Source organism: Yonghaparkia sp. Soil809 (genome assembly GCF_001429705.1).
Lineage (GTDB): Bacteria > Actinomycetota > Actinomycetes > Actinomycetales > Microbacteriaceae > Microcella.
Genome location: NZ_LMSV01000002.1, coordinates 151,828 through 176,935 on the forward strand (window position 1 = coordinate 151,828; position 25,108 = coordinate 176,935).

The following is a 25,108-nucleotide window of genomic DNA, read 5'->3' on the forward strand; positions in this document are numbered from 1 at the left end:
GGCCGGTGCGGACCCCTACGCGTCGGCGCCGGGGCGATCGGCGCTCGACCGGATGGTGGGGAGGCTGGACACCGTCATGTCGTCGACCTGGAGGTTCGTCAGGGCCTCCTTGCGAACCTCGTCGAGGTATGTCACGTGGTTCTGGAAGGCGTCCCGCGCCGCCTCCGGATCTCCGGCGGCGATCGCGAGGTAGATGGCTTCGTGCTGCTTCATGACGGTCTCGCGCCCGAGCAGCTCGACGAAGACGGTGTTCGTCGCCGGACGGCTGAGGTGCACCGACATCATGGCCAGTTCGAGGATCTTGTTCTTCGCTGCCTTCGTGACCGCGGTGTGGAATTCGAGGTCGAGGTCGAGCCAGTCCGCGATGTCCATGTCGAAGTCGCGGGCAGCCTCGACGGGGCGACGGATCGCCTCGAGGTCCTCGGGGGTCGCTCGTCGTGCGGCCATGTCGACGCAGTGCATCTCGAGCACCCACCGGGCCTCGTCGACATCGCTCAGCGAGACGTTGCCCACGCGGTACCAGAGGCGGATGGCGTCGCTGAGCTGCTCGGCGACCTCCTCCGAGTCGGGCACCGCGACGAACGTGCCCCCCGACCCGCCTCGCGTGGTGACGACCATGCCCGTGGCGGAGAGCAGCTTGAGCGCCTCGCGGGCGGTCGCGCGGGAGACATCGAAGGTCTCGCCGAGCTCGAGCTCGGTCGGCAGACGCTCGCCGGGCATCCACACCGCGTTCGAGATCGCCTCGCGCAGCTGCCTCGCGATCTGACCCGAGGCGTCCTTCCTCGACAGCTGCTCAGGGACGAACGTTCGCTCCGACACCGACCTGTGCTCCATTCCCGTGAAATCAGATCTTTACATTCACCGTACCTGGATGCAACATGGTCGAACTAAGAATGTTCAATGTCTGACATACAAACTTAGACACACTCTCACATTGAGGAGCTCAACGTGCAACAGAAGCTTTCAGCAGTGCTGCTGTCCTTCGGGGCGGTGGCGGTCCTCCTGGCGGGGTGCGCCGCACCCTCGCCCCAGGGCGGAAACGCCCCCGAGCCGCAGGACGCGGTCGCGGATTCGACCGCCATGTCCACGACGCTCGACTACATCGAGGCGGGCCTGCCCGACCTCGAGGGGGCGTCTCTCGCCTTCATCGTCGAATGCGCCACCCAGAACGCGTTCTGCCAGACCCGGTGGGAGGGAGCGCAGGATGCGGCGGAGGCCGTCGGCGCGGAGATCACCCTCTTCGATGCCGGATTCGACCCGAACGCGCAGCTCGCGCAGACTCAGGACGCGATCCTGCAGGACTTCGACGGGTACATCCTGTCGCCCGTCGCCGACGCGACCGGATGCGCCAACTTCGAGCTGCTGCAGGAGACCGGGAAGCCCGTCGTCAACATCAACAGCCCGATGTGCGGGAACGCGGACTACACCGAGGGAACTGCGGGCTTCGTCGCCATGCAGACGGAGTCGTTCTTCCTCGAGCACGTCGAGAACGCCTTCTCGCTCTGCGAAGGGGAGTGCGAGGCGATCGCCGTCGGCGGCTTCATCGGCAGCGACCTGTTCACGCGGTGGGAGAACGCGATCCAGCGCGCTCTCGAGAGCTACCCCAACGTGACCCTCGTGTCCGACCAGCCCGGCAACTTCGACCCGGCTGCCGCACTCACGGTCGTGCAGGACGCGCTGCTCGCCAACCCGGACGCCGAGATCGTCGTCTCGTCGTGGGACGACATGACGCGAGGCGTCGAGGAGGGGATTCGCGCGGCCGGCAAGGTGCCGGGCGAGGACGTCCGCATCTACAGCGTCGGAGGCACGGAGTACGGCGTCGGGCAGGTCGAGGCCGGCGCGTGGGATTCCACGACCATCCTGCTCCCGTACGAGGAGTCGTACTACGGCATCGTGCAGCTCGCTCGAGCGATCGACACCGGCGACATGACGCCTGGATTCACCTACCTGGCCGAGTCGCCTCTCGTGCTGGACGGTCCGGGCTCGCTCTTCATCACGGTGGACAACGCCGACGGATTCACGCCGGAGTACTGATGACTGATCCCCGCGCCGTCGCTCCGCTCGCCCTCGAGGTGACTCGGCTGTCCAAGTCGTACCCCGGCGTGAACGCCCTCCGCGGCGTCTCCCTCCAGGTGCGATCAGGAGAGGTGCATGGGCTCGTCGGTGAGAACGGCGCGGGGAAGTCGACCCTCCTGAAGTCGATCGCCGGTGCTGTCCCGTTCGATTCGGGTTCGGTCCGGGTGCTCGGCACCGACCTGGTGGGGGGCAACCCCCGCCAGGCGGCCGAGGCCGGTCTGGCGATGATCTACCAGGAGCTCACGATCGTGCCTGAGCTGTCGGCCTCGGACAACGTGCATCTGGGAGACCCGCCCAGGCGCTTCGGCGTCGTGGACCGTCGTCGGGTCGACGCGCAGTTCCGAGAGGCCGCAGCGCGGATCGGTCTCCAGGTGGCGCCCCGAGCCAAGGCCGGCAGTCTGTCGACCGCGAACCAGCAGCTGCTGGAGATCGTGCGGGCGATGGTCAGCGAGCGCCGACTCGTGATCATGGACGAGCCGACGGCGTCGCTCGGTCCGGAGGACATCGGTCGGCTCCACGCGGTGATCCGCGGGCTGCGTGAGACGGGCCATGCCGTCGTGTACGTCTCGCACGACCTCGATGCGGTGCTCGACATCTGCGACGCGGTGACCGTCCTCCGGGAGGAGGAGGTCGTCGAGAGCCGGCCCGCCGCGGAGTGGACCAAGCCCGCCCTCATCCGCTCCATGCTCGGCGGAGTCGAACTCGATTCGGCCGGGGCCGGGGAGTCCGCGACCACAGCGGGCGACGCCGTGCTGTCAGTGCGCGGTCTCCGAGCTCCCGGTGTCCGTCTCGATGAGCTCGATGTCGCCGCCGGCCAGATCATCGGAGTCGCCGGTCTCGTCGGCTCGGGCCGCTCGCGGCTGCTCCGGGCGCTGGCCGGTGCCCTGCTCATCGACGAGGGGCGGTGCGAGATCAGGGGCGAGCGCCGAACCTGGCCGCGCTCGCCCGCCGCCGCCTGGCGGCTCGGGATCGCGATGGCGCCGGAGGACCGGAAGCTGCAGGGACTCGTCCTCGATCAGAGCGCCGCCTGGAACATCGCCCTCGGTGACTTCTCGGGGGCCGCCGGTCGCGGCCCGGTGACGCTTGACCGCCTCAGGGCCGGGGTGCGCGCGGCGGCGGAGGCGATGGCCTTCTCCGCCTCCCGCCTCGTCGTCGCCGCGGGCACGCTGTCGGGCGGGAACCAGCAGAAGCTCATGCTCGCCCGGCTGATGAATCGCTCGGTCTCGGTCCTCCTGCTCGACGAACCCACTCGAGGCATCGACATCGGGGCGAAAGCCCACGTCTTCACCGCGATGCGGGAGATCGCCGACTCGGGACGAACGGTGATCTGGTCCAGCAGCGAGATCGAGGAGGTTCTCGAGCACAGCGATCGAGTCCTCGTGGTCGCCGGTGGCCGCGTCATCGACGAGCTTCCCCCTCGGTCATCACCGCATGACGTGCTGACCCGCATCTTCGACCACCAGCGCACGCACGACGTGCGCTCGACCGATGGAGAACCAGCCCTGTGACCACCGCATTGGATGCCCGCCCGTCTCGATTCGTGCGTCTCGCTCAGGCGAGTCGTTCGTACGGTGTCGTGATCGCACTGGTGGTGCTCGTCATCGCGATCTCCGTGGCGCAGCCCTCGTTCCTGAGCTTCCCCAACCAGATGAACATCCTCAGCCAGTGGGCGCCGGTCGCGATCATGGGCATCGGCATGACCTACGTCGTGATCACGGGCGGCTTCGACCTCTCGGTCGGGGCGACCTACGCCCTCGCGGCGGTCGTCGCCGCCGCGATCGGCCAGAGCCAGCCCCCTGTCGTGGCGTTCTCGGCGGCCATCGCCGCCGGACTCGTCGTGGGCGTCGTCAACGGCTTCATCGTCACGGCCCTGCGGGTCAACCCCTTCATCGCCACGCTCGGAACCTCCCTCGTCGTCGGCGGCATCACGCTCGCGATCACCGGTAACAAGGCCTTCATCGTCGCCTTCGAGCCGTTCACCGCCCTCGGGCGGGACCGCCTCGCCGGCGTTCCCTACTCCGGGATCCTCGTCATCGTCCTTTTCGTGATCGCCGGTCTCGTGCTCGCGTACACCTCGTGGGGGCAGTCGGTGTACGCCGTCGGCGGGAACCTCGAGGCCTCGCGGCTCGCCGGGATCCGGACCTCCGGCGTCGTCGGAAGCGCCTACGCGATCGCCGGCCTCACCGCCGGGGTGGCCGGCGTCGTCACCGCATCGCAGCTGAGCTCGGCGCAGGCGAGTCTCGGTGCCACGCTCGTCTTCGACGTGCTCACCGTCGTCATCGTCGGCGGCACGGCCCTGTCGGGCGGTCGTGGCGCCATCTGGCGGACGGCCGTCGGCGTCGGCATCCTCGCCACGCTGCAGAACGGCTTCAACCTGCTCGACATCGACGCCTACTACCAGGACGTCATCAAGGGCGTCATCATCATCGCCGCGCTGGCGACGCTCGACCGCGGGGGCGCTCGTCACCTCCGCCGTCTGCTCGCCGGCCGCGGGCCCTCGCACTGAACCTCATCACCCCGGATCCACCGAACCGAAGGAGAGCACAATGAAGAGCATCACCGAGATCGAAGAGGCGACGATCGCCTCCGTCCACGCCGGATTCCGCGCGGGGGCATTCACCGCGCGCGAGCTCGTCCAGGCCTACCTCGACCGCATCGACGCGCTCGACAGGAACGGCCCCGGACTCAACTCGATCATCTCCGTGTCCGACACGGCGCTCGACGAGGCCGACGCACTGGACGCCGCGCTCGCGTCGAGCGGCGAGCTCTCCGGTCCGCTCCACGGAGTCCCCGTGGTCGTGAAGGACCAGATCGAGACGGCCGGTCTGCGAACGACCTTCGGCAGCGCCGCCGCGGCGGGCTACATGCCGGAGAAGGACGCGACGGCGATCGCGCGACTGCGCGCCGCCGGCGCCATCATCCTCGCCAAGACGACCATGCCCGACTTCGCGACCTCGTGGTTCTCGACGTCGTCGCAGAGCGAGATCACGAAGAACCCCTACGACCTCTCCCGCGACCCGGGCGGCTCGAGCAGCGGATCCGCCGCCGCCGTCGCCGCCAACCTCGGGCTCGTCGGCATCGGCGAGGACACGGGCGGGTCGATCCGACTGCCCGCGTCGTTCTGCAACCTGGTCGGCGTCCGCGTGACGCCCGGGCTCATCAGCCGCAGCGGGATGTCCTCGCTCGTCGTGCCCCAGGACACCTCCGGGCCCATGACCCGCACCGTCGAGGACGCGGCGAGGCTCCTCGACGTCATGGTCGGCTACGACAGCGAGGACGCATACACGACGGTGGTCGGCGTCGCTCGACACGAGGGCTCCTTCCTCGACGGGCTGGACGAGGCCACCGTCGCCGGCAAGCGGATCGGAGTCCTCCGGGAGGTCTTCGCCGACGACACCGACCCCGAGGGCGCCGCGGTCAACGCCGTGCTGACCGACGCGCTGGACAAGCTCAGCGCGGCCGGCGCCACGCTCGTCGACGTCGAGATCCCCGACCTCATGCACTTCGTGGGCTTCACCTCGGTCTACTTCACGCGGTCGCTGCAGGACATGAACGCCTTCATCCAGGCTCGCCCGCAGCTCGGCTTCTCGGGCATCGACGAGCTCCACGCCGCCGGCCGGTTCCACCCCAAGCTCGACCTCTTCGAGGGCATCGCGACGGGCCCGAAGACCGCCAAGGACGACCCGCAGTACCTCGATCGGATCCTCGCTCAGGGCGAGTTCCAGCGCTCGGTGCTCGCGATCATGGTCGAGAACGAGCTGGACGCCATCGCGTTCCCGGACACGAAGCTCCCGGCGCCGACGCACGAGGACGTCTACGCCGACCGGTGGACCTGCCTCACGTACCCCACCAACACCGTCATCGCCTCGCAGCTCTACTTCCCGGCAGTGACCGTCCCGGCGGGCTTCACCGAGTCGGGGCTCCCGGTCGGGCTGGAGCTCATGTCGGTCCCCTACGACGAGGCCCGTCTGCTGAAGGTGGCGCGCGGTGTCGAGAAGGCGACCGACGCACGACGCGCTCCCGCGCTGAGCGCCGAGTGATCGTGGGGGCGACGGGCGAGAGGCCGCCACCCGGGAGGCTGTCGATCAATGCCGACATGGGGGAGTCCATCGGGATCCACCGCTTCGGCAACGACGAGAGGCTCCTGGAGTTCGTGGACACGATCAACGTGGCGGGAGGGATGCATGCCGGAGACCCGTCATCGATCGCATCGATCGTCCATGACGCGGTGGAGGCGGGAGTCACGGTGGGAGCCCATCCCGGGCTTCCGGACATCACGGGATTCGGCCGGCGCGAGATGGTGATCACGGCCAATGAGGCGCGCGATCTGATCCGGTATCAGGTCGGCGCGGTGGCGGCATTCGTCACCGCCGAGGGCGATCGGCTGCACCACATCAAGCCGCACGGCGCGCTGTTCGGGATGATGGCGCGGCAGCCCGAGCTGATGCACGCGCTGTGCGACGTCGCCGGCGACTTCGATGTGCCGATCTTCGGGCTCGCCGGAACCCTGCACGAGAGCGTCGCCGTCGAGCGGGGCGTGCCCTTCGTCGCCGAGTACTACGTCGATCTCGACTACCAGGAGGACGGCACCGTCACGGTCAACCGATGGGGGGTGACGCGCGATCTGGACGAGGTCGAGGCCCGCGCGCGTCGCGCCCTCGAGCACGGCACGACGACCTCGGTCACCGGCCGCGACATCGCGGTCCGGGTCGACTCGTTCTGCGTCCACTCGGATCTGCCCAACGCGGTCGAGGTCGCCGCGCGCGTCCGTGCGGTAGTCGGATGACGACGCCCGCCCGACCGCGGAGCTCGCTCCGACGGTCGGGCGGGCGCTCGGCGGGCCCCGCGCCGGGTCTGCTCGCCCTGCTCGCGGTGCTCGTCATCGCGGGCTGTCTGCGGGCGCCAATCACCGCCGTGCCTCCCGTTCTCACCGCGATCGGTCTCGAGAACGGGATCGGGGCGCTCGGACTGGGCGTGCTCTCGGCGCTCCCTCTCGCCGGGTTCTCCGCGGCATCGCTCCTCGCCATCCCGCTCGCACGGACGCCGGGCCCGCGACGGGCGATCCTCCTCGCCGCCGCGGTGCTCACCGGGGGGATCCTCCTGCGATCCGTCCCCGATCCGGTCGCGCTGTGGGCGGGCACCGCCGTCCTCGGATTCGCGATCGCGGTCGGCAATGTCCTGCTGCCGGTAGTCGTGAAGGAGCTCTGGCCCCGATCGATCGCCGCGGTCACCGGCGTGTACACCGCGGCGAGCGCGGTCATGGCGGCGATCGCCGCGGCGACGATCGTGCCGCTCACCGTCGCGCTCGGCGGCGACTGGCGATCGGCCCTGGGGGCATGGTCGATCGCGGCAGCATCCGCCGCTCTCGTCTGGTGGGCCGTGCAGGTGCGCGGGAGGGTCCAGGATCGGGAGGTCGCGACATCGGCACCGTCCACCCGCGGAGGGTCGCTGGCGCGCGTGCCGCTCGCCTGGTCGGTGATGCTCTACATGGGCCTCCAGGCCGCGACCTACTACGCGCTTCTGGCGTGGATACCCGGCATGGAGCGGTCGATCGGAATCGACGACGAGGTCTCGGGCATCCATCTGGCGATCTTCATCGGTGTCGGAATCGTCTCCGGCCTGCTCGCCTCCGGCGCGGCCCAGGCGCTCCCCGATCAGCGATGGCTGAGCGCCGGGTCCAGCGCGCTGCTCGCGGCGGCCGCGCTCGGCGCCCTCCTGGCGCCGCAGCTCGCGCTGCTGTGGATCGTCATCGCCGGGGTCAGCTGCGGCGCCGTGTTCCCCGTCGCCGTGGCGTTCATCGGCCTGCGCTCGGATGACCGCGCCCTCACGGCGAGGCTCTCCGCGTTCGTGCAGTTCGGCGGCTACCTCATCGCCATGGCCGGGCCCGCTGCGCTGGGCGCCGTCGCGGAGCTCACCGGCGGGTGGGAATGGACGCTCGTCGCGATCGCGCTGCTCTCGGTCCTGCAGAGCGCCGTCGGCTACCTCGCCGGGGGTGCGCGGACGATCGACGACCGCATGGGGATCCAGCGAACGCGAGCGGGAGCCACCAGACTGGAGGCATGACCGCCCCGCAGATCGGCTACGCCGCCGCGCTCGAGCAGTTCGCGCCGCTCGAGGCCATCGAGCTCGCAGCGCTCGCCGAGCGGCACGGTTTCGCCGGCACGGTGGCGACGGAGGGCTTCCAGCCCTGGACGCCGCAGCAGGGGCAGTCGAGCTTCGTCTGGAACGTGGTCTCCGCGCTCGGCGCGCGGACGAGCGGGGCCCTGGGCGTCGGACCGGTGTCGCCGACGTTCCGGTGGCATCCCGCGATGGTGGCCCAGGCATCCGCGACGCTCGCTGCGATGTACCCCGGGCGGCACTGGCTCGCCCTCGGCAGCGGCGAGGCGATCAGCGACCACATCGTCGGCGATCGCTGGCCCGAGCCCGCCGAGCGCATCGCGCGCATGTTCGAGGCGCTGTCGATCATCAAGAAGCTCTTCTCCGCCTCGCTCGCCGGCCGCGACACCAAGCACGACGGCGACGTCCTGCGTCTCGAGACCGCGCGGCTCTGGACGATGCCCGAGGTCGCGCCGGACATCCTCATCCAGACCGCCGGCCCCCTGACGGCGAAGCGGGCCGGGCGCAGCGCCGACGGCCTGCTCATCGAGGCCGCGCCGATCGAGCGCATCGGGATGCTCTTCCAGCGCTTCGAGGAGGGCGCGCGCGAGGCGGGCCGAGACCTCGCCGCGACGACGCGCGTACTGCGTCTGCACCTGTCGTGGGCCCCCACCGACGAGGAGGCGATGGCGAACGCGCTCGCCGAGTGGCCCAACGGCGGCATGCGGTTCGCGAAGAGCGACATCCGCTCGCCGTTCGACCTCGAGCAGATCGCGAAGCTCGTGCGACCGGAGGACTTCGGCGGCCGCGTGGTGGTCTCCTCCGACCCCGACGTGCACCGCGCGAACATCCAGGCGCACCTGGATCTGGGCTTCGACGGGGTCTACCTTCATAACGTCGGTCGGAACCAGCGAGAGTTCCTCGAGGTGTTCGGGCGCGACGTCCTCCCCGCGCTGCACCGATAGGAGACTCCATGTCGTTCCAGGCCTACCTCGACGCGATCGAGAAGAAGACCGGCCGAACGCCGCGGCAGCTGCTCGACGAGGCGATCGAGCGCGGCTACAAGGAGCCGGGGGTGAAGGCTGGCGTCATCGTCCAGTGGCTCGCCGACGGCTACGGGCTCGGCCGCGGTCACGCGATGGCGATGGTGCACGTGATCCAGAAGGGCCCGGAGATCTCGACGAAGCATGTCGGCTCCGACGGGGTGCACCGCGACGCGACCGACACGCTGTGGCTCGACGGGGCGGCGACGAAGCCGGCGGGCTGACGCGATGGCGGATGACGCCGCGGACGCGCTCGCGCCGGGCGAGGGCGGGCTCGACGCCGAGGGTCGACGTCACGGCCCATGGCGTGAGAGCGACCCGCACGGCGGCACGATCGCGGGCGAGTACGTCCACGGCGACCGGCACGGGCCGTGGACGCACTTCTTCGCCGACGGCCGCGTGCGCAGCGAGATGCACTACGAGCGCGGCGAGCTCGCGGGGCCCACCACGTGGTACCGCGCGACCGGCGGGCTGCTGCAGCGCGGCGCCTTCCTCGACGGCGAGAAGCACGGCCGCTGGACGCGCTGGGACGCCGCCGGCCGGCTGCTCGACGAGGGCGAGTTCGACCGCGGCGCCAGGACGGGGGAGTGGAACCGGTACGCGCCCGACGGCTCGGTGCGGAAGATCACGCGCCATCGGGGCCGCCCCGACGCATGACCGCCTCGGCGCGAGAACGCCGTAGCGCAACATGCGGAACCCTCACTATGGTGAGCGGGTGTCCATCCTGCTGAGCGCGATCCCCGTTCTCGTCATGATCGCGTCGCTCGCCGACATCATCACGCGCGGCGAGCACGAGGTGAAGAACCTCAACCGCACCTTCTGGATCATCATCGTGATCCTCCTGCCGCTCGTCGGCAGCCTCCTGTGGTGGGCCGTCGGCCGCGAGTACCGCCGCAGCGAGCCCGTCGTCGGCTTCGGCGACCCGCACCGCACCGAGGCGATCGAGCGACGCCTCGCCGATCGCGCGGCGTCGACCACGGAGGCGGAGCTCGCCCGCCTCGACGCCGAGATCGCGCAGGCGGAGTACGAGGCGCGCATCCGCCGCCTGGAGGACGAGCTGCGGCGCCGCCGCGGCGAGCCGACGCCGTCCTGAGCCGACGCCGTCCTGAGCCGACGCCGTCCTGGGTCGGCCGCGCCGGTCGGCGGCCCCTGCGATGATGGGCCGGTGACCACCCCGCCTCTCGTCGTCTTCGGCATCCCCGGCCTGCCCGAGATCGCCCCCGACGACGATCTGCCCCGCCTCATCGCCGATGCCGCCCGCCGGGCCGACGTGCTGCCGGGCGACATCCTCGCCGTGACGAGCAAGATCGTGAGCAAGGCCGAGGGCCGCATCGTCGCCGCCGACTCGCGCGAGCAGGCGATCACCGACGAGACCGTGCGCGTCGTCGCGACGCGCGAGCACCCGGGCGGCGTCACGCGCATCGTCGAGAACCGCCTCGGCCTCGTCATGGCCGCGGCGGGCGTCGACGCGAGCAACACCGCCGACGGCACCGTCCTCCTCCTGCCGCTCGACCCCGACGAGAGCGCGCGGCGCATCCGCGAGGCCGTCGAGGCGTGCGTCGGCGCGCCCATCGGCGTCGTCATCACCGACACCGCGGGTCGCGCCTGGCGCGAGGGCCAGACCGACATCGCGATCGGCGCGAGCGGCGTGCGCCTGCTCGACGACCTCCGCGGAGCGCACGACGCGAGCGGCAGGCTCCTCGCCGTCACGGCCCCCGCGGTCGGCGACGAGATCGCCGCCGCCGCCGACCTCGTGAAGGGCAAGACGAGCGGGATGCCCGTGGCCGTCGTCCGCGGACTCGACCGGCACCTCGACCCGGCCGCGCCGGGCGGCCGCAGCCTCGTCCGCCCCGCAGCCGACGACATGTTCTACATCGGTCATCGCGAGGCGCACGAGGCCGGCTACGCGCAGGGTTACTCCCAGGGGTTCGCCGAGGGGCAGGCGGAGGAGCGCGGCCCCGGCGGGGCATCCTGACGAATCATCATTCACGGCGGTTCTCTCGGCCGTTTTCCCGCGTCGGCGTGGAAGAGTGAGCGGGTGAGCACGATGACGAGCCCCGCACCCGACGCGCCCGCCGGAACCGATCAGCCGCTCGAGGCCGAGGCGTTCGCCGAGCTCGGCGACGGGATCCGTCGCGCGATGAACGGCGTGATCGACGGCAAGCCCGAGGCGGTCGACACGGCGCTCACCGTGCTGCTGGCCGAGGGCCACCTGCTCATCGAGGACGTCCCGGGCGTCGGCAAGACCGTGCTCGCCCGAGCGCTCGCCCGCTGCATCGCGGGCACGGTCAGCCGCATCCAGTTCACGCCCGACCTGCTGCCCGCCGACATCACGGGCGTGAGCGTCTTCCGCCAGCAGCAGGGCGTGTTCGAGTTCACCCCCGGCCCCGTCTTCGCCCACATCGTCATCGGCGACGAGATCAACCGCGCGAGCCCGAAGACCCAGTCGGCGCTGCTGGAGTGCATGGAGGAGGGTCAAGTCACCGTCGACGGCCGCACCCACCGCCTCGAGGCTCCGTTCCTCGTCGTCGCGACGCAGAACCCCGTCGAGATGGAGGGCACGTACCCGCTCCCCGAGGCGCAGCGCGACCGCTTCATGGCGCGCATCTCGATCGGGTACCCGGATGCCGAGAGCGAGCAGCGCATGCTGCGCGACCGCGAGCACGGGTCGCCTCTGGATCGCCTCGCCCCGATCGTCGACGTGGCGGGCCTACGCCGCATGATCGCGACCGTGCGCGAGGTCTACGTGAGCCCCGCGGTCGAGGCGTACGCCGTCGCGATCGTGCAGTCGACGCGCGACGACACCGCGCTGCGGCTCGGCGCCAGCCCGCGCTCGACCCTGCAGCTCGTGCGCGCCGCGCGAGCCCGGGCGGCGCTCGACGGCCGCGACTTCGTCGTCCCCGACGACATCGACGCGCTCGCGACGACGGTGCTCGCCCACCGGATGATCCTCGTGCCCCGGGCGCAGCATCCCGACGGCCGCCCCGTGCGCAGCGTCGAGGAGGTCGTCGAGCGCATCGTCGCGGCGACCCCCGTGCCGGTGCCGCAGGCTCCTCGCGCGTAGGGCTCGGCTCATGCGGGCACGGCGCGAGCGCGCGAGCGGCGGGGTGCCGCGGCTCACCGGCCGCGGCTGGGGTTTCCTCGTGGTGGCCGCGAACCTGTTCGCGCTCGCGTACGGGCTGCAGCGGCCCGAGCTCGTCCCCGCCGCCGTCATCGCCGCCGCCGCGCCGCTGCTCGCGCTCGTCGTCGTCGCCGCGGCCCGGCCGCGCGTGCGCGTCACCCGCCACCTCGACCCCGTCGTCGCCACCGAGGGCGAGCCGGTGCGCGTGGGCGTGCTCGTGTCGGGCCGGGCGCGCGGCGCCGAGTGGATCGAGCGCGTGCCGATGCGCCCCGGCTACGCGGGCCCGGGTCAGCTCCTGCCGGTGCGCACGGGTCGCCCGCGCTCGCTCGGCTACCGCTACTGGCCGGCCCACCGCGGCCTCGTGAGCGTCGGCCCCCTGCTCATCGAGGACCGCGACCCCTTCGCCCTCGCCGTGCGCGTCACCGACACGATCGCCGTCGCCACGCAGCTCGTCGTGCCCGAGGTGGCTCCGCTGTCGCCCGGCCCCGTTCCCGACCCGTCCGCCGAGAGCGGACCCCGCACGACCCGCTCGCGCGAGCGCGCGGCCGACGACGTCGTGACGCGCGAGTACCGGCAGGGGGATGCCCTGCGGCGCGTCCACTGGCGGGTGTCGGCGCGCCAGGGCGAGCTCATGGTGCGGCAGGACGAGCCGCAGGCGGGGCCGCGAGCGCGGGTGCTCCTCGATTCGCAGCGGGCCGGGCATCCCGACCTCGCCCGCCCCGCGGCCGCCGCGCCGTCGGGCTCGCGCACCTTCGAGTGGAGCGTGCGCATGACCGCGGCGGTCGCCGCGCACCTCGCCGAGCGCGGCTACGCCGTCGACCTGCAGACCCCGAGCGCGCGCCCGACCGAGGCCCCGCGGGGCGATGGGCCCGTCGGCGAGCTGCTCGGCGAGCTGGCCGTCCTCCCGCTCGCCGACCGCGAGCCGCTGCCCGCCGTCTCCGCCGCCCCCGGCTCGGTGCCGGTCGTCGCGATCGCGAGCAGCCCCGACGACGCGACGCTGCGGTGGATGCTCGCCCAGCGCTCCGCCGGAGCCCTCGGCGTCGCCCTGCTCGTGCGCTCCGCGTCGACCGCACCCGACGACCCCGGAGCGCTCGCCGTCGAGGCGGCCTTCGCCGCCGCCGACTGGAACGTCGTCACCGTGCCCATCGGCACGCCGCCGGACGCGGCGTGGCTCGCGCTCATCGGCCAGCAGCCCGAGCTGACCGGGGCCGAGGCGCTCGCCGCGCGGGTCGCGGGGGCGGCGGGGCCAGGGCTCGCGGGGCAAGGGCTCGCAGGGGCCGGGGCTGCTCGTGGCTGAGGCGGAGAGCCAGGGCACCCGCCGGGTCGCGGGGCGCGGCGCGCGCGCGGGGCGCGGCACCGTGCTCGTGCCGCTCGCGGCGCTGCTCATGCTCGCCGCGGCGCTCTCGGCCTTCACCGTCCTGCTCGACGAGGGCCCGTGGTTCGCCTCCACGATGGTCGTCGTCGCGGTCGTGGTCGGTGCGGGTGCGCTGGCGCGCCTGCGTGCGCGGAGATGGCGACCCGCGTGGTCGGTGCTCGCGTCGAGCGCGGCGCTCGTGGTCATCCTCACCGCGGTGTTCGCGGCCGAGGTCTCGTTCGCCGTCGTCGTCCCGACCGCCGACACGCTCGAGAGGTTCAGCGAGCTCGTCGCCGCGGGGGAGCAGTCGATCGCCGAGCAGTCGCTGCCGGCGGAGGCCGACCCGGGCATCCGGTTCCTGCTCGCGCTCGGGGTCGGGGGGATCGCGATCGTGACCGACGCCCTCGCCTCTCTCAGCCGGCGGCCGGCGCTCGCCGTCGTGCCCGCCCTGGGCATCCTCGCCGTACCGGTCGTGCTCGCCCCGGGCGCGCTGCCGCTCCCGACCGTGGTCGCGACGGCCGCCGCATACCTGCTCATGCTCGCGCTGCACCGCCCGGCCGCGATCGGCGGCGGAGCGGGCGTCGCGCGGGCCGTCACGGCCGCGGCCGTCGTGCTCGTCGCCGCCGTGGTCGTTCCGCCCGCGTTGCCGTCGGTGCTCGCCGGCGACCGGTTGCCCGGCTCGGGGCCGGCGGGGCTCGTGACCGGCATCAACCCGGTCGTCGAGCTCGGCGACGACCTGAGACGGCAGAACCCGGTGACGGTGCTGACCTACTCGACGGGTCTCGAGGGCGGGCAGTACCTGACGCTCTCGCACCTGGCCGAGTTCGCCGGGCAGGAGGTGCTGCCCGTACCGTTCGAGGCGGAGACGCGCGAGGCGGGCGAGATCGGCCCGCCCGCGTGGTTCGCGGACGACGTCGCGTTCACGAGCGTGGAGACGACGATCACGCTGCGCAGCGTCCGCTCGCGCTGGGTGCCCCTGCCGTCGGCGCCGGTGCGGGCCGACGGGCTCACCGGCGGCTGGGTCATCGACCCCGACGGCGTGACGATGCGCACCGCCGAGGGGTCCATCCGCAACGGCACGTACACGGTCGAGAACCGCCTCGCGCGCCCGACTCCCGAGCAGCTGCGCGCGACGACCGTCGACGCGCCCGGACTCGACCAGTACCGCGCCCTGCCCGAGGACATCGACCCGATCATCGAGGCGACCGCGCGCGAGGTCGTGGCGGGCATCGACAACCCCTACGAGCAGGCGGTCGCGCTGCAGCGGTTCTTCACCGACGGCGGCTTCACCTACTCGGAGGACGCCCCCGTCGAGGGCGGCTTCGACGGCTCGGGCGCCGAGATCGTCGCGGCGTTCCTGGAGGCGCGCTCCGGGTACTGCGTGCACTTCGGCTCGGCGATGACGCTCATGGCGCGCACGCTGGGAATCCCGACGCGCATGGCGGTGGGGTTCCTGCCGGGGTCGCGGAACCCGGTGATCCCGAGCGAGTACACCGTGTCGTCGGACGACCTGCACACCTGGCCCGAGCTGCACTTCGACGGCATCGGCTGGGTGCGCTTCGAGCCGACCCCCTCGCGCGGCGTGACCCCCGACTACGCGACCGAGGAGGCCCTCACCCCGAGCGGATCACCCTCGCCCGACCCGCTCACGCCCGAGCCGATCGAGCCCACGGCGACCGCGACGCCGGGTGCGCCGTCGCCGGGTGCGTCCGGCGGCCCCGACCTCCCCGACGAGCAGATCGACGCGGGCGGCACCGCTTCCGGCGGCCTGCTCGGGGGGCGGTCGACGATCGGGGGCGTGGATGCCCGGCTCGTGCTCGCCCTCGCGCTCATGCTCGTCCTCGCGCTGCTCGCCGCGCCCGGGGTCTGGCGGGCCGTGCTGCGCGCGCGCCGACTGCGCTCGCCGGACCCGCTCGACGCCTGGCGCGAGCTGCGCGACACGGCTCGCGACCTGGGGCTCCCCGCGGAGTCGACCCGCACGCCGCGCGAGCTCGCCCGCGCGTGGGCGGGGGTGGGGGCTGGCGGCGGTGCCAGGGCCGGGGCGGGTGCCGCTGGTGGCGTCGCGGAGCCGTCGGCCGGGGAGCTCGAGGTCTTCGAGGCCGTGCGCCGCGCCCTCGAGGCGCGCGCCTACGGGGCGCCTGCCGCGGTGTCGGGCGCCCCGGACATCCGCCCCGCACTGCGCGCCCTGCGCGCGCGCACGCCGTGGTGGCGTCAGCTGCTCGCCGCGGTCGGGCCGCGCTCGCTCGCGTCGCGCGAGCCGCGCGACCCGGCCCTCGAGCTGCCCGCAGCCCCCGCCTGACGTCGGCCTCCGTCGCTGCCTGCCGCGCCGCGCCGCCGGCCGCGTAGTCCGGCTGCTCATGCGCAACTCAGGATCGTTGGACGATCATCCGCGCGGCGCCGCGCGTCGGAACCCTCCTCAGCCGCACCGTTCCTGAGTTGCGCATGGTGGGTCTCGCATCAACGGTGGTCACCGCGCTGGAGAGCGGCGAGGACCGCCGCTTCGACGATCGACCAGTGCTCCATCACCTGCCGATAGCTGAAGCGCAGCACTCGGAATCCTCGCCGCGAGAGCTCCGCGTCTCGTCGACGGTCGTTCTCGAAGGTGCTCTCCGTGTCATGGAACGACGCGCCGTCGATCTCGATCACGAGCCGTTCCCCGATCAGGAAGTCGACGGAGCCCACGCCGGGAATCCGCACCTGCGGTCGGAGCGACGGGAGGCGGCCGTGCATGCGCAGTCGGAAGAGGGTCTCCGTGCCCGACTCGCAGGTCCCGTCGACGAGGTCGGGAACGATGCGGTGGCCGGCGGCGACCAGGTCCTGTCTGAGGCCCGGGGATCGGTGCAGCACCGACTCGAGCGATGCGAGGTACAGCTCGCGCGGTGCGCAAAAGCGAAGTGTCGCGATGGCATCGACCGGATCGGCGACGAGCCGATTGCGGTGCGATCCGGGAGACATCCAGTGCACGCGTAGGCCGGGAGTTCCTGGCTCGTAGGCGCGTCGTGCATCACCCGCAGACCGCAGTCGCGCGGCGTTCCTCGGAACGAGAACATGCAGACTGCCGTCGGGGACGGCCCAGTATCCGTGAGCCCGAAGCGACTGCGCGCACGTGATCGTTCCCCCCACTCGTGCCGCTCGAACCGCGTCGGCAGCGATGTCGGGCGCCGAGAACCATCCCCGCCTCACGCGTACCAGTGCGCGGCGGCTGACGAGTCCCGCCAGCCGCCCTCGCGTGACACCGATCGTCTCGAGTTCGGATGTCGAGATGAGCCCACCGAAGTGACGGACGGCGTGATGAATGTCGACCATGGCAGACAAAGTGCCGCGCCGCCTCCGCTCGCCCGGCCGGAAGGGCGCTGGCGGGGGCACGAGGCGAAAGGGGTGCGGTTGGGGAGGAGGGGATGCGCAACTCAGGAAGGACGATCGCGCTGGCGCGTGATGGTGCGGCTGGTCGCTGCCCGCACGGCTTCGGTTCCTGAGTTGCGCACGGGCGTGGTGGCGCGCCTGCTCCGGGGCGAGACGCATCGGGGAGCGGCGCCCGGCGCGCGGCCTCGCGGTGCCGAGCGCGCGGCCCGGGCCCGCGGCGCCCAGGCCCGCGGCGCCCAGCGCGCCCGGGCCCGCGGCGCCCGGCGCGCGGTGCGGCCCGCACGCCTACCGCGCGATATCGCCCAGCACCCCGCCGGTCGCGCGCAGGAGGTCGGCGGGCGTGAGCTCGAGGTCGAACCCGCGCCGGCCGCCCGACACGAGCACGGTCTCCCACAGCAGTGCGGTCTCGTCGACGACGGTGGCAAGCGCCGTCTTCTGCCCGATGGGCGAGATCCCGCCGACGACGTACCCGGACTTGCGCTCCGCGACCTCGGGCGCGGCCATCGCAGCACGCTTCGCCCCGACGGCCGCGGCGAGCGCTTTGAGGTCGAGCAGCGACGAGACGGGAACGACGCCGACCACGAGCCGCCCGTCCGCTTCGGCGAGCAGGGTCTTGAACACGCGCTCCGGCTCGACGCCGAGCGCGGCCGCCGCCTCCAGCCCGTAGGCGGTGACCGCCGCGTCGTGCACGTACGCCCGCGGCGTGAACGGAATTCCCGCGGCCGTCAGCGCGACCGTCGCCGGAGTCCCCGGCGCGGCCTGCGATCGCGGCCTACCCATCGCCGTCCGCGGGCGACTCGACCCCCGGGCCGCCGCTGCCCGGCCCCGCCACCGGGTCGCCGTGCGCCCGGAACAGCAGCATCGACGCCGGCCCGACCTGCAGCCGCTCGCCCGGCACGTGCGACGGCTCGATGCCGGAGATGTCGTCGTGCGAGCTGTCCCACAGCAGCGTGTAGCCGGTGACGCCGACGTGCGACGGCAGGGTGACCTCGACCGACTCCTCGAGCCCGTGCACGATGAGCAGCACGCGGTTGAACTCCTCGAACTCGGGAGTCGAGGCGGCGAGGTACTGCAGCGTCCGCTCGCTGGGCGAGTCCCAGTCGAGCATCGTCATCGACCGGCCGTCCTTGTTGTACCAGTCCATCTGCGTGGCGCTCGGCACGGTCTCGCCCCACTTGCCGTAGCGCCCCGGCCGAAGCGCGGGGTTCGCGCGTCGCAGCGCGAGCAGCCGCGCGGTCACCCGGTGCAGGTCCTCCTGCCACCCGGCGCGATCCCACGAGTGCCAGGTGAGCTCGCTGTCGTGGCAGTAGGCGTTGTTGTTGCCGCGCTGCGTGCGGCCCCATTCGTCGCCGGCGGTGATCATCGGGATGCCCGCGCTGAGCAGGAGGGTCCCCAGGAGGTTCCGCATGGCCTTGCGCCGGTCGGCGACCACGCGCTGATCGTCGGTGGGGCCTTCGACGCCGAAGCTGTACGACCGGTTGCTGTCGGTGCCGTCACGGTTGCTCTCGCCGTTGCCGAGGTTGTGCTTGCGGTCGTAGGCGGTGAGGTCGGCGAGGGTGAACCCGTCGTGGGCGGTGATGAAGTTGACGCTCGCGAGGGGCCCGCGGTCGGCCGCGAACACGTGGGCCGACCCGGTCATGCGCCGCGCGAGCGAGCCGATGCCCTCGGGGGCCGAGCCGGCGTGCCGGCCGGCCGCGGCATCCGTCAGCCAGAATGCGCGGGCGCGGTCGCGGAAGCCGTCGTTCCACTCGGAGTACCCGGCGGGGAAGTTGCCGACCTGCCAGCCGCCGAGCCCGACGTCCCACGGCTCGGCGATCATCTTGACGCCCTGCAGCGAGGGGTCGTCGAGGATCGCCCGCAGCAGCGGGTGCTCAGGGTCGTAGTGGGCGTGCCGGTCGCGCCCCAGAGTCGCCATGAGGTCGAAGCGGAACCCGTCGACCTGCACCTCGTTGGCCCAGTACCGCAGCGAGTCGAGCACGAGCCGCTGCGCGGCCGGGCGCGAGAGGTCGACGGTGTTGCCGCAGCCGGTGGTGTCGATGTACTCGCCGTCGGCGGTGTTCCGGTAGTAGTCGGCGTTGTCGATGCCGCGCAGGCTCGAGGTGGGGCCGTCGAGCCCCTCCTCGGCGGTGTGGTTGTAGACGACGTCGAGCACGACCTCGAGGCCGGCCTCGTGCAGCAGGCGCACCATGCCCTTGAACTCGCGGAGCACGGCTCCGGTGCCGCCGAACTGCGCGTGCCGGGTGGCGTACGCGGCGTGCGGTGTGAAGAAGTTGAGGGTGTTGTAGCCCCAGTAGTTGGTGAGCCCCTGCTTCAGGAGGCGCTGCTCGCTGATGCTCTGGTGCACGGGCAGCAGCTGCACGGTGGTGACGCCGAGGTCTTTCAGGTACGCGATCGTCGTGGGGTGGGCGAGGCCGGCGTAGGTTCCCCGCAGCTCGTCGGGCATGGCCGGGTTGAGCTTGGTGAGGCCTTTGACGTGCGCCTCGTAGATGACGGTGTGATCGAGGGGGATGCCCGGCTTCGGCACCCCGCCCCAGTCGAATTCGTCGTTCTGCACGTACGAGCGCCATTCGCCGCTGGAGGTGCGCGCGAGGCCGCGCGCGTAGGGGTCGATGAGGTGCCGGTGCGGGTCGAACGCGTGGGGCGGCCCGTCGGGCCCGTCGACGCGGATCGAGTACCGAGCACCGACGCGCAGGTCGGGGTGCTCGGCGCTCCACACATGGTGGCGGTTGGGCGTCATGGCGACGGCCTCGGTGACCCAGTTGGGGTCGTCGGGGTCGAAGAGGCAGAGCTCCATGCGGGTGGCGTGACGGCTGTAGACCCGCAGTCGGCCGCCGTGGGCCGTGGGGGTCACGCCGAGGTGGCCCAGGTGGCCGTGGGGGCCCAGGGCGTCGGCGTGAGACATGGACTTAGGCTAGGCGACAGTCGGCGGCGCACCCTGCCCGCGCGCCGTGCGGCGGTGGCGGGCGCCGCGCCGATCGTGTCCGCCGCAGCAGCAGAGAGGGGATGCCGTGGTCGTCTATCTCGATCACGCCGCCGGTTCCCCCATGCCGGCCTCCATCCGCGGCGCGTACCTGGCGGCGCTCGAGCACGTGGGCAACCCGTCGTCGATCCACTCGGCGGGGCAGGCGGCGCGCGGCATGCTCGAGGGCGCGCGCGAGCGCATCGCCGCGACCCTCGGCGTCGACGCGGTGGAGGTCGTGCTCACGGGCGGCGGCACCGAGGCCGTGAACCTCGGGGTGAAGGGACTGTTCTGGCAGCGGCAGGCAGGGGCGGCCGGCGACCGGGCCGTGGCGCCGGACGCCGCGCCCGACGCCGCGCCCGCACGCGCCGACCGGCCGCGCCCGCGCATCCTCGTGCCGCGCGCCGAGCACCACGCGACCCTCGACGCCGTCGAATGGCTCGCCGCGCACGAGGGCGCGCAGCTGCGCTGGCTCGAGGTCGACGAGGTCGGGGCGCTGCGGCTCGACGACTTCGAGGCCGCCCTGGCCGAAGGCGCTGGCCCAGTCGATGTCGCCCTCCTCACGATGCTCGCCGCCAACAACGAGGTCGGCTCGCTGCAGCCCGTCGCCGAGGCCGCGGCGCTCGCCGCCGCCCACGGCGTGCCCGTGCACGTCGACGCGATCGCCGCCTACGGGCAGGTGCCCCTCGCGCCGCTGCCCGCCGGCGTCTCGGCCGTGTCGCTCTCGGCCCACAAGCTCGGCGGCCCCGTCGGCGTCGGAGCCCTCGTGCTGCGCCGCGGCGCCGACGTCGTGCCGCTGCTGCACGGCGGCTCGCAGCAGCGCGGGCGCTCCGGCACGATGGATGCCGCGGGAGCGGCCGCCTTCGCCGCCGCCTCCGACGAGGCCCACGCCGCGATCGCGGAGCGCGCCGCACGCAAGGCGCAGCTGCGCGACCGCCTGGCGGCGGGCATCCTCGCCGCTCTGCCGCAGGTCGAGCTGCGCGGCGCCGCGGGCCGCGCGGCCGCCGCGCGCGCGGCCGGCCGCGTCGCCGAGGCCGACGCGTGGGCCGCGCGCGCCCTGCCCGGCACGCTGCACCTGACCGTTCCGGGGGCCGAGGGCGACTCGCTGCTCATGCTGCTCGATCTCGCGGGCTTCGCCGTCTCGACGGGCTCGGCGTGCCAGGCCGGGGTTCCCGAGCCGAGCCACGTGCTGCTCGCGATGGGCCTTCACGAGCAGGCGGCGCGCGGTGCGCTGCGGGTGTCGCTCGGCCCCGAGACGACCGAGGCCGACGTCGATGCGCTGCTCGCGGCGCTGCCCGACGCCGTCGCCCGCGCGACGTCGGCGGGTCTCGCGGCCCGCACCCCGACCCTCGGCCGCTAGCGGCTCGACGCCCGACGCAGCCGCGTACCCTTGACGGGTGCGAGTTCTGGCAGCGATGAGCGGCGGCGTCGACAGCGCCGTCGCCGCGGCGCGCGCGGTCGACGCCGGCCACGACGTCGTCGGCGTGCACCTGGCGCTGAGCCGCATGCCGGGCACGCTGCGCACCGGCAGCCGCGGCTGCTGCACGATCGAGGACAGCCTCGATGCCCGCCGCGCGGCCGACCTCCTGGGCATCCCGTTCTACGTGTGGGATTTCTCCGAGCGCTTCCGCGCCGACGTCGTCGACGACTTCATCAGCGAGTACGCCGCCGGCCGCACCCCGAACCCGTGCATGCGCTGCAACGAGCGCATCAAGTTCGCGGCCGTGCTCGAGAAGGCGCTCGCTCTCGGCTTCGACGCGGTCGTCACCGGCCACTACGCCCACATCGTCACCGACGAGCACGGCAATCGCGAGCTGCACCGGGCCAGCGACGAGGCGAAGGACCAGTCGTACGTGCTCGGCGTGCTGACGACCGAGCAGCTCGCGCACGCGATGTTCCCGCTCGGCACGACCCCGTCGAAGGCCGTCGTGCGCGCCGAGGCCGCCGCGCGCGGGCTCACGGTCGCGCAGAAGCCCGACAGCCACGACATCTGCTTCATCCCCGACGGCGACACGCGCGGCTGGCTCGCCGGCCGCATCGAGCCCGAGCAGGGCAGCATCGTCGACCGCGCCGGCACCCCCGTCGGCACCCACGATGGCGCGACGAGCTTCACGGTCGGCCAGCGCCGCGGTCTGAATCTCGGCGTTCCCGGCCCCGACGGCCGCCCGCGCTTCGTGCTCGAGGTGCGCCCGCGCACGAACGAGGTCGTCGTCGGCCCGAAGGAGGCCCTCGCGATCCGCGAGCTCGCCGGCGCCCGCATCTCGTGGGCGGGCCTCGACCCGGTGGCGAGCGGGCTCACCCGCGTGACCGCTGAGGGGGATGCCTGGGCCCCGTTCCCGTGCGAGGTGCAGGTGCGCGCCCACGCCGACCCGGTCGCGGCGACCGCTCGGCTGGCCCCGACCACCACCCCCGACGGCGAGCCCGACGGCCGCGCCACCGAGCTCGTCGTCGAGGTCGACGAGCCCCTGTTCGGGGTCGCTCCCGGACAGACCGCCGTGCTCTACTCGGGCACGCGCGTGCTGGGCCAGTGCACGATCGACCGCACCGTGAGCGCGGTCCCGGCCACGGCATCCTGACCGCTCGTCACGGCACCGCACGCCCCCGGCGCAACCCCCGGTCGCCCGTCAGTGCTCGCTCCTAGACTGACGCCGTGACTGACGAGCAGCCTGCCGAGCACCGCGCGACGAACCCCGCCGAGCACCCCGTCGACGACCTCACGCGCGACGCCGCGCGCGCCGAGGTCGAGGCGCTCACGACGCGCATCCTCGGGCTGCGCGACGCGTACTACGCCCGCGACGAGCTGCTCGAGGACGACGCCACGTACGACGCGCTCGTCCGCCGCCTCGAGCTCATCGAGCACGCGTTCCCCGAGCTGCAGAGCCAGGACTCGCCGACTCAGACGGTCGGCGGCCGCGCCGAGACGACGCTCTTCGCCCCCGTCGAGCACGCCGAGCGCATGCTGAGCCTCGACAACGTCTTCAGCGCCGACGAGTTCGCCGAGTGGGCGGCGAAGGTCGAGCGCGACGCGAACCGCCCGGTCGCCTATCTGTGCGAGCTCAAGATCGACGGCCTCGCCCTCAACCTCCGCTACGAGCGCGGCGTGCTCGTCACAGCGGCGACGCGCGGCGACGGCCGCGTCGGGGAGGACGTGACGCAGAACGTCCTGCAGGTCGCGGGCATCCCGACGCGACTCGCGGGCGATGCATCCGAGCTGCCCGAGCTCGTCGAGGTGCGCGGCGAGGTGTTCATCCCGAAGGCGGCGTTCGACGAGCTCAACGCCCTGCAGCGCGAGGCGGGCGAGCGCGAGTTCGCGAACCCGCGCAACGCCGCGAGCGGCAGCCTCCGCCAGAAGAGCGAGGGCAAGAACCCCGCGCAGCTGGCCCGCATGCACGACCGGCTGAGCCGGTTGCGGATGCTCGTCCACGGCATCGGCGCCTGGCCGAACCCGCCCGTCGCCGCCCAGAGCGAGGTCTACGGCCGCCTCGCGGGCTGGGGTCTGCCGGTCAGCAGCCACTTCCGCGTGCACGACTCCGCGGCCGGCGCCGCCGAGTTCATCGCCTTCCACGGCGAGCACCGGCACGACGTCGAGCACGAGATCGACGGTGTCGTCGTCAAGGTCGACGAGCTCGAGCTGCACGACGAGCTCGGCGCCACGAGCCGCGCCCCGCGCTGGGCGATCGCCTACAAGTACCCGCCCGAGCAGGTGAACACGAAGCTGCTCGACATCGTCGTGAGCGTGGGCCGCACGGGCCGCGCGACGCCGTTCGCCGTGATGGAGAAGGTGCGCGTCGCCGGCAGCGAGGTGCGCCAGGCGACCCTCCACAACCAGGACGTCGTGAAGGTCAAGGGCGTCCTCATCGGCGACACGGTCGTGCTGCGCAAGGCCGGCGACGTCATCCCCGAGGTGCTCGGTCCGGTCGTCGAGCTGCGCGACGGCTCCGAGCGCGAGTTCGTCATGCCGACGAACTGCCCCGAGTGCGGCACGCCCCTCGCCCCGGCGAAGGAGGGCGACATCGACCTGCGCTGCCCGAACGCGCGATCCTGCCCCGCGCAGGTGCGCGGCCGGGTCGAGCACATCGGCAGCCGCGGAGCCCTCGACATCGAGGCCCTCGGCGAGGTGAGCGCGGCCGCGCTGACGCAGCCCGATGTGCCGAGCATCCCGCCCCTTCAGACCGAGGCGGGCCTGTTCGCGCTGACGATCGATCAGCTGCTGCCGATCGAGGTCGTGGTGACGGATGCCGAGACCGGGCTCCCCAAGCTCGAAGCCGACGGCTCCGCTCGTCGCCGCTCACCGTTCCGCCGCAACCCCACGGGTGCCGAGAAGAAGCAGGGGCTTCAGGGCCCGCAGCCGAGCTCGGCCGCCCTCACCCTGCTGGCCGAGCTCGAGAAGGCGAAGACGAAGCCGCTCTGGCGCCTGCTCGTGAGCCTCAACATCCGGCACGTCGGGCCCGTCGCGGCGCGCGCGCTCGCCGACTGGTTCGGCTCGCTGGACGCGATCCGCGCGGCGAGCGCGGAGGAGCTCGCCGCGGTCGACGGCGTCGGCGCGATCATCGCCGACGCGGTCATCGACTGGTTCACCGTCGACTGGCACGTCGACATCGTCGAGCAGTGGGCCGCCGCGGGCGTGCAGTTCTCGACACCCGGTCATCCCGGGCCGGGCGCCGCGGCCGCCGCCGGGGGAGTCCTCGCCGGGCTCACCGTCGTCGCGACCGGCACGCTCGAGGGCTTCACACGCGAGGGCGCGCAGGAGGCGATCATCGCCGCGGGCGGGAAGGCGGCGTCGAGCGTCAGCAGGAAGACCGACTTCGTCGCCGCCGGCCCCGGTGCCGGCTCGAAGCTCGCGAAGGCTGAGCAGCTCGGGGTGCGCATCATCGACGCGGCGCAGTTCGCGATCCTCGTCACGGAGGGCCCGGACGCCCTCCCCGCGCCCGCCGAATGATCGCGAGGGGCACGCAGAACGGTCGGTCGCGAGCGGGATCGCAGCGGGTGAAACCCCTCCAGCCCCACCAGTCACACGCGCAACATCCCCGGAATTCCGCGGATCTCGCGCTTCCGTGTCCTCCTTTTTGTGGACACGCTTACGTCACAGGCTGTGA

21 protein-coding genes are annotated in these 25,108 nt (G+C 72.8%); 17 read left to right on the forward strand and 4 right to left on the reverse strand.

All coding sequences use genetic code 11. From position 1 onward, the window contains the following. Window positions 1-15: 15 nt before the first annotated feature. On the reverse strand, window positions 16-819 hold the full coding sequence (locus ASG83_RS08305) for a FadR/GntR family transcriptional regulator (RefSeq protein WP_162242501.1): 804 nt from the start codon (window positions 817-819) through the stop codon (window positions 16-18). A gap of 129 nt (window positions 820-948) precedes the next feature. On the opposite strand from ASG83_RS08305, the gene ASG83_RS08310 reads away from it, so the two are divergent. The 14 genes from ASG83_RS08310 (at window position 949) to ASG83_RS08375 (ending at window position 15,989) form a co-directional block, all read left to right on the forward strand. Next, window positions 949-2,034: a sugar ABC transporter substrate-binding protein gene (locus tag ASG83_RS08310; RefSeq protein WP_156711059.1), complete on the forward strand. Its 1,086-nt coding sequence runs from the start codon at window positions 949-951 to the stop codon at window positions 2,032-2,034. Next, entirely contained in the window at window positions 2,034-3,584 is a 1,551-nt protein-coding gene (locus tag ASG83_RS08315) for a sugar ABC transporter ATP-binding protein (protein WP_055859863.1), read from the forward strand. Before ASG83_RS08310 ends, ASG83_RS08315 begins: the two co-directional genes overlap by 1 nt. A gap of 68 nt (window positions 3,585-3,652) precedes the next feature. Next, the gene (locus ASG83_RS08320; RefSeq protein ID WP_055859866.1) at window positions 3,653-4,582 is read left to right on the forward strand and encodes an ABC transporter permease; all 930 of its coding nucleotides are present in this window, start codon (window positions 3,653-3,655) and stop codon (window positions 4,580-4,582) included. A gap of 40 nt (window positions 4,583-4,622) precedes the next feature. Beyond that, entirely contained in the window at window positions 4,623-6,116 is a 1,494-nt protein-coding gene (locus ASG83_RS08325; protein ID WP_055859869.1) for an amidase, read from the forward strand. 2 nt (window positions 6,117-6,118) lie between these two features. Continuing rightward, entirely contained in the window at window positions 6,119-6,862 is a 744-nt protein-coding gene (locus tag ASG83_RS08330; protein ID WP_255358249.1) for a 5-oxoprolinase subunit PxpA, read from the forward strand. Continuing rightward, window positions 6,859-8,139: an MFS transporter gene (locus ASG83_RS08335; protein WP_055859875.1), complete on the forward strand. Its 1,281-nt coding sequence runs from the start codon at window positions 6,859-6,861 to the stop codon at window positions 8,137-8,139. Before ASG83_RS08330 ends, ASG83_RS08335 begins: the two co-directional genes overlap by 4 nt. Then, a complete protein-coding gene (locus tag ASG83_RS08340; protein ID WP_055859878.1) occupies window positions 8,136-9,137 on the forward strand; it encodes a TIGR03557 family F420-dependent LLM class oxidoreductase in 1,002 nt (333 codons plus the stop codon). Before ASG83_RS08335 ends, ASG83_RS08340 begins: the two co-directional genes overlap by 4 nt. An 8-nt stretch (window positions 9,138-9,145) precedes the next feature. After that, window positions 9,146-9,439, forward strand: coding sequence for a DUF4287 domain-containing protein (locus ASG83_RS08345; protein WP_055859879.1), 294 nt, complete (start codon window positions 9,146-9,148; stop codon window positions 9,437-9,439). A gap of 4 nt (window positions 9,440-9,443) precedes the next feature. After that, complete coding sequence (locus tag ASG83_RS08350) at window positions 9,444-9,872, forward strand: toxin-antitoxin system YwqK family antitoxin (RefSeq protein WP_055859882.1); 429 nt, start codon at window positions 9,444-9,446, stop codon at window positions 9,870-9,872. 58 nt (window positions 9,873-9,930) lie between these two features. Beyond that, entirely contained in the window at window positions 9,931-10,308 is a 378-nt protein-coding gene (locus tag ASG83_RS08355) for a PLD nuclease N-terminal domain-containing protein (protein ID WP_055859885.1), read from the forward strand. A 72-nt stretch (window positions 10,309-10,380) separates the two neighbouring features. Then, window positions 10,381-11,190 carry a coenzyme F420-0:L-glutamate ligase gene (gene cofE, locus ASG83_RS08360; RefSeq protein ID WP_055859888.1) on the forward strand — a complete coding sequence of 270 codons (810 nt, stop codon included), beginning with the start codon at window positions 10,381-10,383 and terminating at the stop codon, window positions 11,188-11,190. Window positions 11,191-11,262: 72 nt separating this feature from the next. Beyond that, window positions 11,263-12,279: a MoxR family ATPase gene (locus ASG83_RS08365; RefSeq protein ID WP_055861931.1), complete on the forward strand. Its 1,017-nt coding sequence runs from the start codon at window positions 11,263-11,265 to the stop codon at window positions 12,277-12,279. A gap of 10 nt (window positions 12,280-12,289) precedes the next feature. Further along, on the forward strand, window positions 12,290-13,633 hold the full coding sequence (locus tag ASG83_RS08370) for a DUF58 domain-containing protein (RefSeq protein ID WP_055859890.1): 1,344 nt from the start codon (window positions 12,290-12,292) through the stop codon (window positions 13,631-13,633). Further along, window positions 13,626-15,989 carry a DUF3488 and transglutaminase-like domain-containing protein gene (locus ASG83_RS08375; RefSeq protein ID WP_055859894.1) on the forward strand — a complete coding sequence of 788 codons (2,364 nt, stop codon included), beginning with the start codon at window positions 13,626-13,628 and terminating at the stop codon, window positions 15,987-15,989. Before ASG83_RS08370 ends, ASG83_RS08375 begins: the two co-directional genes overlap by 8 nt. Window positions 15,990-16,147: 158 nt before the next feature. Here ASG83_RS08375 and ASG83_RS12490 read toward each other — a convergent pair whose 3' ends face one another. From ASG83_RS12490 to glgX, 3 genes are all read right to left on the reverse strand, one after another. Further along, window positions 16,148-16,996 (reverse strand): endonuclease domain-containing protein, encoded by an 849-nt coding sequence (locus ASG83_RS12490; protein WP_162253795.1) that lies wholly within the window; start codon window positions 16,994-16,996, stop codon window positions 16,148-16,150. Between the two features lie 342 nt (window positions 16,997-17,338). Then, window positions 17,339-17,833 carry a Cys-tRNA(Pro) deacylase gene (gene ybaK / locus ASG83_RS08385; RefSeq protein WP_055859900.1) on the reverse strand — a complete coding sequence of 165 codons (495 nt, stop codon included), beginning with the start codon at window positions 17,831-17,833 and terminating at the stop codon, window positions 17,339-17,341. Continuing rightward, on the reverse strand, window positions 17,826-19,955 hold the full coding sequence (gene glgX, locus ASG83_RS08390; RefSeq protein WP_082514994.1) for a glycogen debranching protein GlgX: 2,130 nt from the start codon (window positions 19,953-19,955) through the stop codon (window positions 17,826-17,828). Before glgX ends, ybaK begins: the two co-directional genes overlap by 8 nt. 106 nt (window positions 19,956-20,061) lie before the next feature. Between glgX and ASG83_RS08395 the strand changes: the two genes are divergently transcribed. From ASG83_RS08395 to ligA, 3 genes are all read left to right on the forward strand, one after another. Further along, on the forward strand, window positions 20,062-21,372 hold the full coding sequence (locus tag ASG83_RS08395; protein WP_055859903.1) for a cysteine desulfurase family protein: 1,311 nt from the start codon (window positions 20,062-20,064) through the stop codon (window positions 21,370-21,372). A gap of 37 nt (window positions 21,373-21,409) precedes the next feature. Next, window positions 21,410-22,588, forward strand: a complete 1,179-nt coding sequence (mnmA, locus tag ASG83_RS08400) for a tRNA 2-thiouridine(34) synthase MnmA (RefSeq protein ID WP_200932302.1) — start codon at window positions 21,410-21,412, stop codon at window positions 22,586-22,588. 74 nt (window positions 22,589-22,662) lie between these two features. Beyond that, a complete protein-coding gene (gene ligA / locus ASG83_RS08405) occupies window positions 22,663-24,951 on the forward strand; it encodes an NAD-dependent DNA ligase LigA (RefSeq protein ID WP_055859910.1) in 2,289 nt (762 codons plus the stop codon). The last annotated feature ends 157 nt before the right edge of the window (window positions 24,952-25,108 follow it).